The following is a 14546-nucleotide window of genomic DNA, read 5'->3' on the forward strand; positions in this document are numbered from 1 at the left end:
GTAGACAATGGCTTTTGTTTCTTCCGGTTACAATCCCGAAAAGCCCTTGGAGAACCGCATTACCGATATCGGCCCGCGCCATTACAGCGACTTCCTTCCGCCGGTCATCGCCAAGAACAAGGGCAAATGGTTGTGGCATGAGATCATCGAGCCGGGCATTTTGATGCACAAGGCCGAAAGCGGCGACGAGGTCTACACCGTGCGTTGCGGCGCCGCCCGCTTGCTGTCCGTGGGCATGATCCGCGAGATCTGCGATATCGCCGATAAGTTCTGCGGCGGCCACCTGCGTTTCACCACCCGGAACAACATCGAGTTCATGGTAGGGACGCTGGAAGAGGCCAAGAAACTCAAAGAGTACTTGAACAGCCAGAAGACCTCCACGGGCAACTATAAGTTCCCGGTGGGCGGCACCGGTGCTGGCATCACCAATATCGTGCACACCCAGGGTTGGGTGCACTGCCACACCCCGGCCACCGATGCCTCGGGCACGGTGAAGGTGGTGCTGGACGAGCTCTTCGAGGAATTCCAGCAGATGCGCCTGCCCGCGCAGGTGCGTATCGCCATGGCCTGCTGCCTCAATATGTGCGGCGCGGTGCACTGCTCGGACATTGCTATCCTGGGCTACCACCGCAAGCCTCCCATCATCGACCACGAGTGGCTGGACAACCTCTGTGAGATCCCGCTGGCCGTGGCCGCCTGCCCCGTGGGCGCTATCCGTCCCACCAAGAAAGAGATCGTCACGGAGAAGGGTGAGACCAAGACCGTCAACACCGTGGCCATCAAGACCGACCGTTGTATGTTCTGCGGTAACTGCTATACCATGTGCCCCTCCCTGCCCTTGGCGGACAAGGAAGGCGATGGTCTGGTCATCATGGCGGGTGGCAAGGTGTCCAACCGCATCAGCAATCCCAAGTTCTCCAAGGTGGTGGTGGCCTTCATTCCCAACGAGCCGCCCCGCTGGCCCACTTTGGCCAAGACCGTGCGCCAGATCCTGGAAGCCTACGCCAAGGATGCCCGCAAGTACGAGCGCCTGGGCGACTGGGCCGAGCGCATCGGCTGGGAGCGTTTCTTCGAGAAGACCGGTCTGGAGTTCTCCGAGCACATGATCGACGACTTCCGCGATCCGGCCTACTACACCTGGCGTCAGACCACGAACTTCAAGTTCTAATTTGGTTTCTCTTCCTGGGGCTGGCCTTTGAGGCCGGCCCCACAGCTTCAAGCGAGGCGAGTTATGTCGGAAAAAAGTCCCAAAGAGATTGTCGTCGAGTTCATGCAGTCCAAGGCCAAACAGAAATCCAAGTTCTACTTCAACGACCTGGCGGCCTTGTTCCCGGACATGAAGCAGCGCGATGCCAAGAAGCTCATCAACCAGTTGGTCAATGAAGGGGTCCTGGTGTACTGGTCCAGCGGCAGCACCACCATGTATGGGCTGCCGGGAACGGGCAAGCAGGCTGGAGCCGAAGGCGAGGAATAACGTTCTCTCATGAGCGAAGCATTGTCCTGCCCTCGGCTGCTCGTCGCCGGTTTGGGCGGCGGGTCCGGCAAGACAATGGTGAGTTTAGGCCTGGCTCGCGCCCTGCGTGAAGATGGCCTGATCGTCCAGACCTTCAAGAAGGGTCCAGATTATATCGATGCTCAATGGCTCTCGTTGGCCAGTGGGCAGCCGACATCCAATCTGGACCCTTTTTTACTCTCCCCCACCCAACTGCGCCAGGTGGTGGCGGCGCGGGCAGCAGGCAAAGATTTGCTTCTCGTGGAGGGCAATCGCGGCCTCTTTGACGGTAAAGACGTCCAGGGTTCCTGCTCGTCGGCGGAGCTGGCGCGGCTCCTCCAATGTCCGGTGGTGGTGGTGCTCGATTGCACCAAGGTGACCCGCACCATGGCCGCGGTGGTCTTGGGTTTGGTGCATTTTGATCCCCAGCTTGCCATCGGCGGGGTGATCCTCAACCGTACCGCCGGGTGTCGGCATCGGACCATCGTCCGTCAAAGCATCGAGACCTATACCGGTGTGCCGGTGCTCGGAGAACTTCCCAAACTCAAGGACAACCCCATTCCGGAGCGGCACATGGGGCTTACCTCCCATGCCGAGTGGGGCACGGACGTCCTTGCTGCGGTGGCGGCCAGAGTGCGGGAGCACGTGGACATTGCCGCCTGCCTGCGTTTGGCCCGATCCGCACCGCATCTTCCGTTGTCGTTCCAAGAAGCTGCGCCGCTTTTTGTGCCTCGCGCGCCCCGTGGGGTGCGTATCGGTGTGGCCTTGGACGCTGCCCTGTGGTTTTACTATCAGGAAAATATCGATGCCTTGCAGGCCGCAGGGGCGGAAGTCGTGCCGTTTAGTCTGTTGCGCGACCCGGAGCTTCCGCCCATGCATGCGCTCTATCTGGGTGGAGGTTTTCCGGAGACCTTGGCCCAAGGGCTGTCCGCCAACGTCTCCATGCGCGAGAGCGTGCGCCGGGCCGTGGAGCGGGGCATGCCGGTGTATGCTGAATGCGGCGGCCTCATGTACTTGGGCCGGGAACTGCATTTTCAAGGGCAGACATTCCCCATGAGTGGAGCGCTTCCTTTTGCCACTACCGTGTGCTCGCGGCCGCAGGGGCATGGATATGTGGCCGCCACCGTGACCGCTCCATCGCCGTTTTTTGCGCCTGGCACACAGTTGCTCGGCCACGAATTTCATTACTCTTGCTGCACGGATCTGCCCGGGGATGCCAACCTGGTCCTCCAGCTTGATCCCGGTGTGGGCATGGCCGCCGGCCGCGATGGCCTGGTGTGGCGCAATGTTTTTGCGTCGTATACCCACATCCATGCCGTGGGCGTGCCTGCATGGGCAGAGGCCATGGTGGAGGCTGCCATGGCTTTTGCGGCGTGCCCGTCCGGAGGTCGCTTGGAGAATTTGCGGCGGGGGACTTGACGTAAAGAGAATTATTCCTAAAAGAGGCTCATCCGAACATAACGAGGAGGAGCCTTATGGGACAGCTGCGTCGCTTCAAAGATTTGGTCATTGATTGGGAAATGACGCCGGAAGATGCGGTGGCCTTGTATTTGGAATGGGGCAACAATGGATATCGGGGCGGCTACCAGAATGCCGTGCGCAGCAAGACGGACCACTCCAACTACTTTGTGGTCAACACCTGGAAGACTCCGCCCACAGTAACCTTGGTGCGTCGCAATTCCGATGGAGCCGAGGAGTTGGTGGAACTTCCCTTGCCGGATTCTTTGGCGCGGGATTTTGTCACCAGCGTCCATGGGCATAAAGGGGTATACGGGGTCAACGAGCCCATCCGCCAGTGGTTGGAGCGAGAGATCTTTGGCCGCTCATAGAGTCATTTCTCCATCTATCCACTATCCACCAAAAGCCGGAATGTTCCGGCTTTTTTTATGACGTTAAGGAGCCTTCATGCGTTGCCTGCGTTGCGGTACGTGCTGCCGAAAAAATGGTCCAACCTTGCGCGTTCAGGACCGGGAGTTGCTGCGTTCTGGAGCCATCCTGGTCGGGGATTTGGTGTGTGTGCGGCGCGGGGAATTGGCGTGGGATCCGCGCACTCGCGCATTGCAGTCGGTGGCTGGGGAAATGCTCAAGATCCGCGGCCAGGGTTCGGGCTGGACGTGTCTCTACTATGACGCCGAAAGGCGCGCCTGCACCCGCTATGCGGTGCGCCCGGTGGAATGCCGGGTGCTTTCCTGCGCGGACCCTGGTCCGCTTTTGGCGGTGATGAACGAGGCGCCCCTGACCCGCGACGCCATTATCCGTCCGGAGAGTGCTCTGGCCTTGATTGTTCAGGAGCACGAAGCGATCTACTCCGCAGGCCAGGCCGTGGAGTGGGCGCAGAACCCGACGACTCTTGCCCTGGCGCACGATCTTGCCCGCCGGGAGGCGCAGTTTCGCGCTGTGCTTGCGGAGCGACTGGCTGTGGACGATGCCGCCTTGTGGCCGTATTTGGGCAGACCACTCACGCAGATCGTTGAGGCGGTACGTCAAATAAGAAGACTTCGTTGACAATTTTGTTGAAAATCTTATGAGGGGTCAAATCGGTTGTGCCAAGGAGCGCCTATGGCTGTAGAGTACAAGGATTACTATAAACTCCTCGAGGTTCCACGCACGGCCTCTCAGGAAGATATCTCCCGTGCATTCAAAAAGCTGGCCCGCAAATATCATCCTGACCTCAATCCGGGAGACCCCAAGGCCGAGGCCAAGTTCAAGGAGATCAACGAAGCTTATGAGGTCTTGAAAGACCCGGAGAAGCGCAAGCTCTATGACTCGTTGGGGCCGGGTTGGAAGGAGGGACAGAACTTCCAGCCGCCGCCGGGTTTTGAAAACATCCGTTTCCACTCCAGGGGTTTTGGCGAGAGCGGTTTCGGCGGCTCGGGTTTTAGCGATTTCTTTGAGATGTTCTTCGGCGCCCCGGGCTTTGATGTGGGCGGCGCGGGCTTCCCGGGCGGCGCTTTTGGGGGACAGTTTGGTGCTCGTCGCGCCCGGGGGCAGGATGCCGAGGTCCCGCTGACGTTGACGTTGGAGGAAGCCTACCGTGGTGGCCCCAAGACCATCACCGTGCAGGAGCGCCAGGTGGGGCCGGACGGACGGTGGCATTGGGTCCCCCGCACCTTGAACGTCACCATCCCGAGCGGGGTGAAGGACGGCGCCAAGATCCGCCTGGCAGGCCAGGGCGAGCCTGGGGTGGGCGGTGGTCCTGCGGGGGACTTGTACCTGCGGGTGGAGCTCGCCCCGCACCCGATGTTCAAGGTGGCAGGAAATGACGTTATCTATGACTTGCGTCTTGCCCCGTGGGAGGCGGTACTGGGAACGAGCGTGCGCGTGCCGACCCTGGATGGCGAGGTGGATCTCAAAGTGCCGCCGGGTATCAGCAGCGGCCAGAAGATCCGTATCCCCGGCCGGGGGCTGGGCACCAAAGGCCAGCGCGGGGATCAATTGGTGCGGGTGATGATCCGGTCGCCCAAGAATCTGAGTGCGCGCGAGCGCAGCCTGTGGGAAGAATTGGCGCGCACCTCGACATTTTCTCCGAGGACCTAGGAGGGCAGCATGACCTTACTCCATACGTATACCGCCATGCCTGTAGCCTCGGACCGTATCGCCAAGATGGAGTTTTTGGAGCTTACGGGCATTGACGAGAAGGAACTCATGGAACTCATTCACATGGAGTGGATTTCACCCATTGTGACTGCCCAAGATGAGTGGTTGTTTTTGGTTCGCGACGTGCCGCGGGTTCGCAAATACGTCCGTCTCTGTGATGATTTCGAACTGTCTCCCATTGCCGGCACGATCATCGTCGATCTGTTGCAGCGCATTGCAACACTCGAACGCCGTATTCAGGAGCTCGATGCCCTGACGGCACTATAAAAGCAAACTGAGGAGGATCCTATGGATCTCAACCGTTTTACCCAGAAATCCCAAGAAGCCTTGGCCGCGGCGCAAGCCTTGGCCGTGCGCCATGGCCATCAAGGTGTGGATGCCGAGCATCTCTTTGCTGCCTTGCTCGATCAAGAAGGGGGCCTGGTCCCACGCATTGTGGAGCACATGGGCTTGCAGCCCCGGCGTCTGCGCGAGGCCGTTGATCGGGAGCTTGCGCGTATCCCTCAGGTGAGCGGCCCTGGGGTGCAGCCGGGCCAGGTGTATTTGACCCAGCGGGCAAGCCAGGTGCTGGTGCGGGCCCAGGACACGGCCCAGACCATGAAGGACGAGTACGTGAGCGTGGAGCATCTGCTCTTGGCACTGGCGGACGAGAGCCCGTCCACTGGTGTGGGGCGGGTGTTTTCCGAGGCCAAGGTGACCAAGGACGCGCTGCTTGCTGCCATGACTGCGGTGCGTGGCAATCAGCGGGTCACCTCCGCCAATCCCGAGGAGACCTACGAGGCCCTCAAAAAATACGGCCGGGACTTGGTGGATGAGGCGCGGCGCGGCAAGCTCGATCCGGTCATCGGCCGTGACAGCGAGATCCGCCGCTGCATCCGCATCCTTTCGCGCCGCACCAAGAACAATCCGGTGCTCATCGGCGAGGCGGGCGTGGGCAAGACCGCCATCGTGGAGGGCTTGGCCCAACGCATCCTCAACCAGGATGTCCCGGAAGGGCTCAAGGACAAGACCATCTTTGCCCTGGACATGGGGGCGCTCATCGCTGGCGCCAAGTACCGGGGCGAGTTCGAAGAGCGCTTGAAGGCGGTGCTCAAAGAGGTCCAGGCCTCGGAAGGCCGCATTATCCTCTTTATCGATGAGCTCCACACCATTGTGGGCGCGGGCAAGGCCGAAGGCGCCATGGATGCAGGCAACCTCCTCAAGCCGATGCTTGCCCGGGGAGAGCTCCATTGCATCGGCGCCACCACCTTGGACGAATACCGCAAGTACATTGAAAAAGATCCGGCCTTGGAGCGTCGTTTCCAGCCCGTGCTCGTGGACGAACCCAGCGTGGAGGACGCCATTTCCATCCTCCGGGGGCTGCGGGAGCGCTTCGAGGTGCACCACGGTGTGCGCATCGCCGACGCCGCCTTGGTCACGGCCGTGACCTTGTCGCACCGCTACATTTCTGATCGGCAATTGCCGGATAAGGCCATTGACCTCATTGACGAGGCCGCGGCCATGATCCGCACGGAGATTGACTCCCTGCCCACGGAGCTCGACGAGATCAACCGCAAGATCATGCAGCTCGAGATCGAGCGTGAGGCGTTGCGCCGCGAGACCGATGCGGCCTCCAAGGAACGCCTGGCCAAGCTGGAACGGGAGCTGGCGGACCTCAAGGAAGAGCAGGCCGCCTTGCGCGCCCAATGGGAAAAGGAAAAGGCATCCATCGAGGGCGTGCGCCAGATCAAGGAGGAGATCGAACGCACCCGTCTGGCCATCGAAAAGGCGGAGCGCGAGTATGACCTCAACCGGGCCGCCGAGCTGCGCTATGGCCGGCTGGCGGAGCTGGAGCGCAGACTCGCCGAGGCCCAGGGCGGCAGCGAGGACGAGAAGCGTTTGCTGCGCGAAGAAGTGGGGCCGGATGATGTGGCCGCCATTGTCTCCAAGTGGACCGGCATCCCGGTAACCAAGCTCCTGGAAGGGGAGCGGGAAAAGCTGCTCAAGCTTGCGGACGTCCTCCACGAACGGGTGGTGGGCCAGGACGAGGCGGTGCAGGCGGTTGCCGATGCGGTGCTGCGCGCCCGGGCCGGACTCAAGAACCCCAACCGCCCCATTGGATCCTTCCTTTTCTTGGGCCCCACAGGCGTGGGCAAGACCGAGCTGTGCAAGACCCTGGCGCAGACGCTCTTCGACACCGAAGAGAACATGGTGCGCCTGGACATGAGCGAGTACATGGAAAAGCATTCCGTGGCCCGGCTCATTGGCGCGCCTCCGGGATATGTGGGCTACGACGAGGGCGGACAGCTCACCGAGGCGGTACGGCGCAAGCCCTACTGTGTGGTGCTCTTTGATGAGATCGAAAAGGCGCATCCCGATGTGTTCAACGCCTTGCTCCAGATCCTCGATGATGGGCGGCTCACGGATAGCCATGGCCGCACGGTGGATTTCAAGAACACCATCGTGATTCTGACCTCCAATATCGGCTCGCCTACGCTCCTCGAGGGGATTACTGAATCTGGAGAACTGCGCCCCGGGGTACGCGAGGCGGTGCTCCAGCAGCTGCGCAGCCACTTCCGGCCGGAGTTTTTGAACCGTATCGACGAGATCGTCCTCTTCAAGCCGCTGCTGGTGGAGCAGGTGATGCGGATCGTGGACCTGCAGATGCGGCGGCTCCAGGCCCGCCTGGAGGAGCGCCAGATCCAGTTGCAGCTCACCGAGTCTGCCCGGCAGTGGATCGCCCGGGAAGCCTACGACCCGGTGTACGGTGCCCGGCCGCTTTTGCGTTTCCTCCAAACCCATGTGGAAACCCCGCTGGCGCGGCAGATCATCGCCGGCACCTTGCGCGACGGCCAGACCGTCACCGTGGATGTGGAGGGCGACCAGTTGGCTTTTCGAGCGGTCTGACGCCTGCTGGTGGTCACCAAACGCGGCCCTGGGAGGGACTTTCCTTCCCAGGGCCGTTTGCGTTGGGAAGCTCTGGGTGGGGCCACTGGGGTGGGTGGTCGTCCACGCGCACGGTCTGTGCCGATAGCGGACAGAGGAAGGAGAGATGGACGCACGCCAAAAGGAGCATTGGATGGACGGGACCACCGTAGCGAGTGTCGCCCACTATTGGCATGTGGAGGTGGCGGGCGGCGTGGATGCGGATTTGGTGGCGTCGGCCGGTGGCCAGATGCACGCGCACCCAGGTGCGGCGATCGTCCCGGGCGAGGACGCAAAAATGGCTGCGGGCAGCCTGTCCCTCAATGGGCGCCTGGACGGTGATTTCGTCCCAAGTGGCTTGGCCTGCGAGCACGGCGGCGTAGGTCTTGGTGATGCGGCCCTCCTGCATCCAGCGGGAGAGGGCGGCCATGGAGGAGGCCGTGTGCGCCAGCAGCACGAGACCTGAAGCCGCGGTGTCCAGGCGGTACACGGGGTGGAGTTCGCCGGACTTCCCCAAGTGTTGCGCCGCAAGGCGGGTGAGTGCCAGGTGATCGCCCCACGGGGAACCTTGGGTCGGGACTCCAGGCGGTTTGGCCCAGATGCTCCAGGCATCCCGAATCATAAGGGCGGGAAGTGATGGGGGCTGCATCTGCAGCAGGCGTGGGTCATACCAGATTGTGAGCTCCTGGCCGGGGCGCACTACGGTCTGTGCCCGGCGCAGTCGGCGGGGCTTTTGTCCTGCTAGGTGCAACCACACCCCGCCTTTGGTCATGCAATCCTTGATGCGGGACTTGGAAAGGCCTGTGGCCTGGGCGAGGATGTCCACGGCCACGCCAGCAGCCAAGACAGGGATACGACGGCGGAAGCGTTCCATGCCGCGGCCGGTACTGGAGCGGCCAGACACTGTCGAGGGACTTTGAGAGGGACTTTTGGACATCCACTTTGTGCTGTCTTTGTCCTTGGGCTCACGCCACCTCCCAGCCCACGATCTGGCGCCGGCTTGCGCTGAATTCCACCCCGACTTGCAGGAGCCTTTCCACCTCCGGTGCAGTGCGGTACTTGGCGGCATAGTCGCGGCCTATGAGCTGCGCCAGGGCCTCGCCGGTGGGGGCGTCGCCTTCTACCACCTTGAATTCAAAGAGCCATACGGTAGATCCGGCGCGCAGCATGAGGTCCAGCCGGCCCTGCAGCGAGGTGTCCTCCGCGGTCATGGGGAGCCCCAGGCTTGCCAGGTGGCTGTAGAACACGCTGGCGAAGTAGCCTTCGTACTGGGCGATGGGGCTTTTGCGGTACCAGTCCGTCGGGATGCTGGTATAGAGGCGCTGGAAGTGCTCGTGCAGGGCCGCTGCGTCGCCGGCGCGCAGGATGCGGAAGATCTCGCCCAGGCTTTGCCGGGGCCGCGTGGGGAGCCATACCTGCTGGAGTGCTTCGTTGAGGGCCATGCGCACTTCCCGGTTGGGCACGCCCAGCTGGTACTCTTTCACGCCGTCATAGTCGTGCACGCCGGTGAAGGTGAGGTATCCGGTCTGCCAGAGCAGGGCCTCGGGCTCGATGTGCTCCACATCGAAGGCGGAGAGCAGCTGCTCGCTGGCGTACAAGCGCTCCAGCTGCGGGGTGTAGAAGCGGTGGCGGGCCAGCCACTGCACGAGAAAGCGCGGGGTGGCGGTCTCGAACCACCAGGCCCGGAACTCGCGCTGCCGCAAGAGCAGCAGCACGTCAAAGGGGTTGTACACCGTTGTTTCGCTTCCCCAGCGGTAGCCGTTGTACCAGTCGCGCACCTGCTGGCGGGGAAGTGGAGTGCCTTCGGCCGCTGCCGCGGCGAATTCCGGGGCAAAGACCGTGTCCAGATCTTCTTCGGTGTAGCCGCAGATGGTAGCCACTGAGGCATCCAAGGTGAGGTCGTAGAGGTTGTTGAGCCCGGAAAAGAGGCTCACCTTGCTGAATTTGGAGACCCCGGTCAAAAACACGAAGCGCAGATCCGCATCCCGGCCCTTGAGTACGGAGTAGAGATTGCGCAGACCCTCGCGCATCTCGGCGGCGATCTCCGGGTGGGTGAGGTTATCGAGGATGGGTTTGTCGTATTCGTCCACGAGCACCACGGCCTGGCGTCCATGTGTCTCTGCGGCGCGGGTGATGAGTTGGCCGAAGCGCAGGTGGACGCCTTTGGGCGCAGGGTCGATAGCCACCCCAAGACGCCGGGCATTTTCCGTCAGGATCTCGTGGATGTGTTCTTCCAATTGGGCAGCCTTCTGGAGTTGCCCTTCGGCAAAGGAGATGCGCACCACCGGGTGGCGCTTCTCCCAATCCCAATGATTTTCCAGGTACAGGCCGGAGAAGAGCGCGCGGTTTGCTGCAAAGGCCTCGGCCAGGGTGTCGAGGAAGAGGGATTTGCCAAAGCGCCGCGGCCGGGAGAGAAAATAGTACTTCCCGCTTTCGGCAAGGCTCGCCACAAAGGGCGTCTTGTCCACGTAGTAGTAGCCTTCGCGCCGGATCTCGGCAAAGGTCTGGATGCCGATGGGCAGTTTCTTGCGCGCCATCAACCACCTCGAAGGTCGAGTTCGGGTCGAGTACGGTTTGGGCATTTCCTGTACCTGCGCCCGATGGGGAAGTCAAAACGCGTGCGCCCATCTGCTACCGGACAATATCATTGTCCGGTAACAAATGTCATGATGCCCCCCTTGACAAAAACAGGAAATTTTCTGGAAAGAAGGCACGAATTCCTTTTGTGGAGAAAAAAACATTTCTTTTGCAAGGAGGTCCTGTATGTATCCATGGATTCGGGTGGCATTTCTGGTGCTCGTCTTGATGATCGGTGGAGTGGCCATGGCTGCGGAGAAGATTGACATCAATACGGCAAACCAGGCGCAATTAGAGACACTTCCCGGCATTGGTCCTGTGATTGCCGGACGCATCATCGAATACCGCCAGAAGAAGCCGTTTGCTTCCATTGAGGAAATCAAAGAAGTGAAAGGCATCGGGGAGGCAACCTTCCTCAAGATTCAGGACATGCTCACCGTGAGTGCGCCGCAAGCAGAGGCAAAACCTGCTGCGCCCGCAGACGCCAAACAATGACCTTCCTTTCCCGCCGGGGCGGCTGGTCTCGGCGGGAATCCGAACTATTGGACATCCACGTTGTTGAGGGCTTTGGCGAACACCGTGGGGGGGCCGAAGTTCCGGCCTCATCGCAGCACCTCCGCCCACGCCAACTGCCGCGGCAGGCACGTGGACTTGAGGTCGTAATTGGCCTGCGCGAACGCCCGGGCATTGCGGCCGAGGCGCTCCCGGGCGGGAGGGTCATCGAGCAGTGTGCAGACTGCGTTGGCCAGCCCTGCGACGTCAAAGAAATCGACTAGCCGTCCTGTCTCGTCGTGGCGGATCGCCTCGTGCAGCGGCTTTGTGTCGCTCGCCACAATCGCGCAGCCAGCGCTCATCGCTTCCAAGAGGCTCCAGGACAGCACAAATGGGTAGGTCAGGTAGACGTGCACCGTGGAGAGCTGCAGGAGCGAAATGAAATACTGGTATGGGATGGTGCCGAGAAAATACACCCGCGCCCAGTCGGCATCGGGGATCTTCGGGCGCACCTCGGCGGTGAAGATGTCGCGCCAGGTGGTGAGTCCCCCGTGGCGCTTGGGGTCGGGCGCTGTGCCGTAGGAGACGCCACTGCCGCCAACGATGAGCACGTGCGCGTTGGGGCGGCGCGTCAAAATCTCCGGCAGCGCGCGCATGAAGATGTGAAAGCCGCGGTAGGGCTCCAGGTTACGGTTCACGAAGGTGATCACTTCATCGGCGCGGGTGAGCGTGCGCTGATGACCCTGCTGGGTTGTAAGGGTCAGGCTCACCGCCGGGTTGGGCGCAACTGTCTGGGTGTCGATCCCATCATGCACCACGGTGATCTTACCCCGGAAAGGCTCGGGGAAGGTGCTCGCCTGCCAGTGGGTGGGGGAGAGTCCCGCATCCGCCATCTCGAAGTGCAGCAGGTTGTTGAGGTTTTTGAGGCGTACCCGGCAGGCCTCGCCGGGGTCAGGGTTGGCAAACTCCGGATCAAAGCCCACATCCGCCCCGTGCGCGTGGTAGAAGAACTCGCAGTAGATACCCAGCCTCGCCTGGGGCCAGACTTCCTTCACGAACAGACTCTCGCCCCAGCCGGGGTGGGCGATGATGACATCTGGCGCAAAGCCCTGGGCCTTGAGCTGCATCGCGGTGCGAAAGCAGGCCTCGCCGCGGATGGTCTTGGTCTCGAAGTCGCCCACCCACGGATGCACCCCGGGTGTAGTGCCGCGGCTGACCGAGTAGGGCGTGAGCTTCACCCCCTGCCACTGGCGGGCGTCGGTGTTCTGCATGGTCATGGCCACCACGGTGTGACCGTGCTGGGCTAAAGCCGGCGCCAGGAACTTGAACTGGCCGGGGAAGTTTTGGTGGATGAAGAGGATTTTCATGAGCTGGTCAACCACGGGTTGATGACGGCTCAGCCGTCAATCCCTTCGAAGTCGGGCCCGCTGCGATCCGCCCCAGCTATAGCCGCTATACCAGTCGCGCACCATTTCCCGGGAAAGGGGGCGCCCCTCCTGCGCTGCTGCAGTAAATTCCGGGGCAAAGACCGTGTCCAGGTCTTCCTCGGTGTAGCCGCAGAGGGCGCTGAATTCTTCGGAAAGGATGATATCGCGCAGGTTGTTGAGCCCGGAAAAGAGGCTCACCTTGCTGAATTTGGAGACCCCGGTCAAAAACACGAAGCGCAGATCCGCGTCCCGGCCCTTGAGCACGGAGTAGAGATTGCGCAGGCCCTCGCGCATCTCGGCGGCGATCTCCGGGCGGGTGAGGTTATCGAGGATGGGTTTGTCGTATTCGTCCACCAGGACCACGGTCCGCTCTCCAAAGCGTTTTGCCGCACCGATGATGATGTCCTCGAAAAAGCCGACGATGGTTTCCTTGGAAGAGGTCACCCCAAGCTGCGCCGCGGTATTGTGGAGTTGCTCCCAGATACGGGCCTCCAATTCCGCCCGGCTTTGGAGTTGGCCGGAGGCAAAGCTGATGCGGATCACCGGGTGGCGCTTCTCCCAATCCCAATGATTTTCCAAATACAGGCCGGTGAAGAGCGTGCGATTGCCGGCAAAGGCCTCGGCCAGGGTGTCGAGGAAGAGGGATTTGCCGAAGCGCCGGGGCCGGGAGAGAAAATAGTATTTGCCGCTTTCGGCAAGCGCCGCCACAAAGGGCGTCTTGTCCACGTAGTAATATCCTTCGCGCCGGATCTCGGCAAAGGTCTGGATGCCGATGGGCAGCTTCTTGCGTGTCATAAACCACCTCGAAGGTCGAGCCCGGGGGCGAGTACGGTTTGTACCTGCGCCCGAAGGGGAAGTCAAAACGCGTGCGCCCATTTGTTACCGGAAAATACCATTGTCCGGTAACAGCCCCGGATGCGGCTTGGCTTCCGGTCGGCCTTGGGATAGGGCTCCTTGGCCATGAACGCATTTTCTCCTTCTCGCCGGAGCACCCGTGTGGTGCATCTTGGCCCTGTAGCTGTGGGGGGCGGCGCCCCGGTGCGGGTCCAGTCCATGACCAACACCGATACCCGAGACGTGGACGCCACGCTGGCGCAGATTGTCGCCTTGGCCCAGGCGGGCTGTGAGATCGCCCGTGTGGCGGTACCCGATGCCCGCGCTGCCGAGGCTCTCGCCTCCGTGTGCCGCCAGTCGCCGCTTCCGGTGGTGGCGGACATCCACTTCGATGGGCGTCTTGCCGTGGCCGCAGTCGAGGCCGGGGTGGCGGGCTTGCGCATCAATCCCGGCAATATCGGCCCGCAGGTGGAGCGGGTGGTGGACGCGGCCAAGGCCGCGGGGATCCCCATTCGCGTGGGGGCCAATTCCGGGTCCATCCCCAAGGACATCCTGGAGCGCTGCGGCGGCCCTACGGCGGATGCCCTGGTGGAGGCGGCCTTGCGCCATGTGCGCCTTTTGGAAGAGCGGGGCTTTGGTGCCATCAAGATTTCCCTCAAGTCCTCCTCGGTGCCGGTGACCGTGGCTGCCTACCGCAGGATGAGCGCGCTTGTGGACTACCCGTTGCACCTTGGCGTGACCGAGGCGGGGACACCTTTGCGCGGGGCCGTCAAATCGGCCTTGGGCATCGGCATGCTGCTTGCCGAAGGCATCGGCGACACCATCCGGGTTTCCCTGACGGGGGACCCTTTGCGGGAGATGACCGTGGCGTGGGAGATCCTCCGCTGTCTTGGGTTGCGCCGCCGCGGTCCGGAGATCGTGAGCTGCCCCACCTGTGGCCGCACGGAAATCGACCTTGAAGCACTTGCGTCCGCAGTGGAGGCGCATCTGGCCAATGTAACGGAACCTTTTACAGTGGCGGTCATGGGCTGTGTGGTCAATGGGCCGGGCGAAGCGCGGGAAGCGGATATCGGTATCGCCGGCGGCCGGGATTGCGGCATTGTCTTCAAGAAGGGCGCGGTGGTTCGGAAGGTGCGCGGCGAAGCCTTGATCCCTGCATTTTTACAGGAATTGGATCTCTTTTTGGCCGAGCGTCGAGCCTCGGAACATTGTTAAGGAGTCGT

Annotated in this window: 14 protein-coding genes; 10 read left to right on the forward strand and 4 right to left on the reverse strand. The window is 61.9% G+C overall.

What is annotated here, in order from left to right; all coding sequences use genetic code 11:
- Positions 1-7: 7 nt before the first annotated feature.
- The 8 genes from dsrB (at position 8) to clpB (ending at position 7975) form a co-directional block, all read left to right on the forward strand.
- Positions 8-1168, forward strand: a complete 1161-nt coding sequence (gene dsrB, locus QMF81_RS04835; RefSeq protein WP_281752557.1) for a dissimilatory-type sulfite reductase subunit beta — start codon at positions 8-10, stop codon at positions 1166-1168.
- A 63-nt stretch (positions 1169-1231) separates the two neighbouring features.
- Entirely contained in the window at positions 1232-1474 is a 243-nt protein-coding gene (locus tag QMF81_RS04840) for a dissimilatory sulfite reductase D family protein (protein ID WP_281752559.1), read from the forward strand.
- 9 nt (positions 1475-1483) lie between these two features.
- Positions 1484-2911, forward strand: a complete 1428-nt coding sequence (locus tag QMF81_RS04845; RefSeq protein WP_281752561.1) for a cobyrinate a,c-diamide synthase — start codon at positions 1484-1486, stop codon at positions 2909-2911.
- Between the two features lie 56 nt (positions 2912-2967).
- On the forward strand, positions 2968-3321 hold the full coding sequence (locus QMF81_RS04850) for a DVU0772 family protein (protein ID WP_281752564.1): 354 nt from the start codon (positions 2968-2970) through the stop codon (positions 3319-3321).
- 76 nt (positions 3322-3397) lie between these two features.
- The gene (locus tag QMF81_RS04855; protein ID WP_281752566.1) at positions 3398-3997 is read left to right on the forward strand and encodes a YkgJ family cysteine cluster protein; all 600 of its coding nucleotides are present in this window, start codon (positions 3398-3400) and stop codon (positions 3995-3997) included.
- A 54-nt stretch (positions 3998-4051) separates the two neighbouring features.
- On the forward strand, positions 4052-5029 hold the full coding sequence (locus QMF81_RS04860) for a J domain-containing protein (protein ID WP_281752568.1): 978 nt from the start codon (positions 4052-4054) through the stop codon (positions 5027-5029).
- 9 nt (positions 5030-5038) lie between these two features.
- On the forward strand, positions 5039-5356 hold the full coding sequence (locus QMF81_RS04865; protein ID WP_281752570.1) for a chaperone modulator CbpM: 318 nt from the start codon (positions 5039-5041) through the stop codon (positions 5354-5356).
- 21 nt (positions 5357-5377) lie between these two features.
- The gene (gene clpB, locus QMF81_RS04870) at positions 5378-7975 is read left to right on the forward strand and encodes an ATP-dependent chaperone ClpB (RefSeq protein ID WP_281752572.1); all 2598 of its coding nucleotides are present in this window, start codon (positions 5378-5380) and stop codon (positions 7973-7975) included.
- A 13-nt stretch (positions 7976-7988) separates the two neighbouring features.
- Here the strand turns inward: clpB and QMF81_RS04875 are convergent, their stop codons facing one another.
- Both QMF81_RS04875 and QMF81_RS04880 read right to left on the reverse strand, forming a co-directional pair.
- Positions 7989-8897, reverse strand: coding sequence for an RNA pseudouridine synthase (locus QMF81_RS04875; protein ID WP_281752574.1), 909 nt, complete (start codon positions 8895-8897; stop codon positions 7989-7991).
- 61 nt (positions 8898-8958) lie between these two features.
- Positions 8959-10530: an ATP-binding protein gene (locus QMF81_RS04880; protein ID WP_281752576.1), complete on the reverse strand. Its 1572-nt coding sequence runs from the start codon at positions 10528-10530 to the stop codon at positions 8959-8961.
- Positions 10531-10756: 226 nt separating this feature from the next.
- On the opposite strand from QMF81_RS04880, the gene QMF81_RS04885 reads away from it, so the two are divergent.
- The gene (locus tag QMF81_RS04885; RefSeq protein ID WP_281752577.1) at positions 10757-11065 is read left to right on the forward strand and encodes a helix-hairpin-helix domain-containing protein; all 309 of its coding nucleotides are present in this window, start codon (positions 10757-10759) and stop codon (positions 11063-11065) included.
- A gap of 107 nt (positions 11066-11172) precedes the next feature.
- Here QMF81_RS04885 and QMF81_RS04890 read toward each other — a convergent pair whose 3' ends face one another.
- A complete protein-coding gene (locus QMF81_RS04890) occupies positions 11173-12429 on the reverse strand; it encodes a glycosyltransferase family 4 protein (protein ID WP_281752579.1) in 1257 nt (418 codons plus the stop codon).
- A 36-nt stretch (positions 12430-12465) separates the two neighbouring features.
- Positions 12466-13284, reverse strand: a complete 819-nt coding sequence (locus QMF81_RS04895) for an AAA family ATPase (RefSeq protein WP_281752581.1) — start codon at positions 13282-13284, stop codon at positions 12466-12468.
- A gap of 165 nt (positions 13285-13449) precedes the next feature.
- On the opposite strand from QMF81_RS04895, the gene ispG reads away from it, so the two are divergent.
- Positions 13450-14538, forward strand: coding sequence for a flavodoxin-dependent (E)-4-hydroxy-3-methylbut-2-enyl-diphosphate synthase (gene ispG, locus QMF81_RS04900; RefSeq protein ID WP_281752583.1), 1089 nt, complete (start codon positions 13450-13452; stop codon positions 14536-14538).
- Positions 14539-14546: the final 8 nt, after the last annotated feature.

The organism is Thermodesulfomicrobium sp. WS, from assembly GCF_027925145.1.
In the GTDB taxonomy this organism is placed as follows: Bacteria; Desulfobacterota; Desulfovibrionia; order Desulfovibrionales; family Desulfomicrobiaceae; genus Thermodesulfomicrobium.

Coding starts and splice junctions, on each gene's coding strand:
- QMF81_RS04880 (WP_281752576.1), bottom strand. CDS start 10,530: ATGGCGCGCAAGAAACTGCCCATCGGCATCCAGACCTTTGCCGAGATC.
- ispG (WP_281752583.1), top strand. CDS start 13,450: ATGAACGCATTTTCTCCTTCTCGCCGGAGCACCCGTGTGGTGCATCTT.
- QMF81_RS04865 (WP_281752570.1), top strand. CDS start 5,039: ATGACCTTACTCCATACGTATACCGCCATGCCTGTAGCCTCGGACCGT.
- QMF81_RS04840 (WP_281752559.1), top strand. CDS start 1,232: ATGTCGGAAAAAAGTCCCAAAGAGATTGTCGTCGAGTTCATGCAGTCC.
- QMF81_RS04860 (WP_281752568.1), top strand. CDS start 4,052: ATGGCTGTAGAGTACAAGGATTACTATAAACTCCTCGAGGTTCCACGC.
- QMF81_RS04845 (WP_281752561.1), top strand. CDS start 1,484: ATGAGCGAAGCATTGTCCTGCCCTCGGCTGCTCGTCGCCGGTTTGGGC.
- QMF81_RS04850 (WP_281752564.1), top strand. CDS start 2,968: ATGGGACAGCTGCGTCGCTTCAAAGATTTGGTCATTGATTGGGAAATG.
- QMF81_RS04855 (WP_281752566.1), top strand. CDS start 3,398: ATGCGTTGCCTGCGTTGCGGTACGTGCTGCCGAAAAAATGGTCCAACC.
- QMF81_RS04885 (WP_281752577.1), top strand. CDS start 10,757: ATGTATCCATGGATTCGGGTGGCATTTCTGGTGCTCGTCTTGATGATC.
- clpB (WP_281752572.1), top strand. CDS start 5,378: ATGGATCTCAACCGTTTTACCCAGAAATCCCAAGAAGCCTTGGCCGCG.
- dsrB (WP_281752557.1), top strand. CDS start 8: ATGGCTTTTGTTTCTTCCGGTTACAATCCCGAAAAGCCCTTGGAGAAC.
- QMF81_RS04895 (WP_281752581.1), bottom strand. CDS start 13,284: ATGACACGCAAGAAGCTGCCCATCGGCATCCAGACCTTTGCCGAGATC.
- QMF81_RS04890 (WP_281752579.1), bottom strand. CDS start 12,429: ATGAAAATCCTCTTCATCCACCAAAACTTCCCCGGCCAGTTCAAGTTC.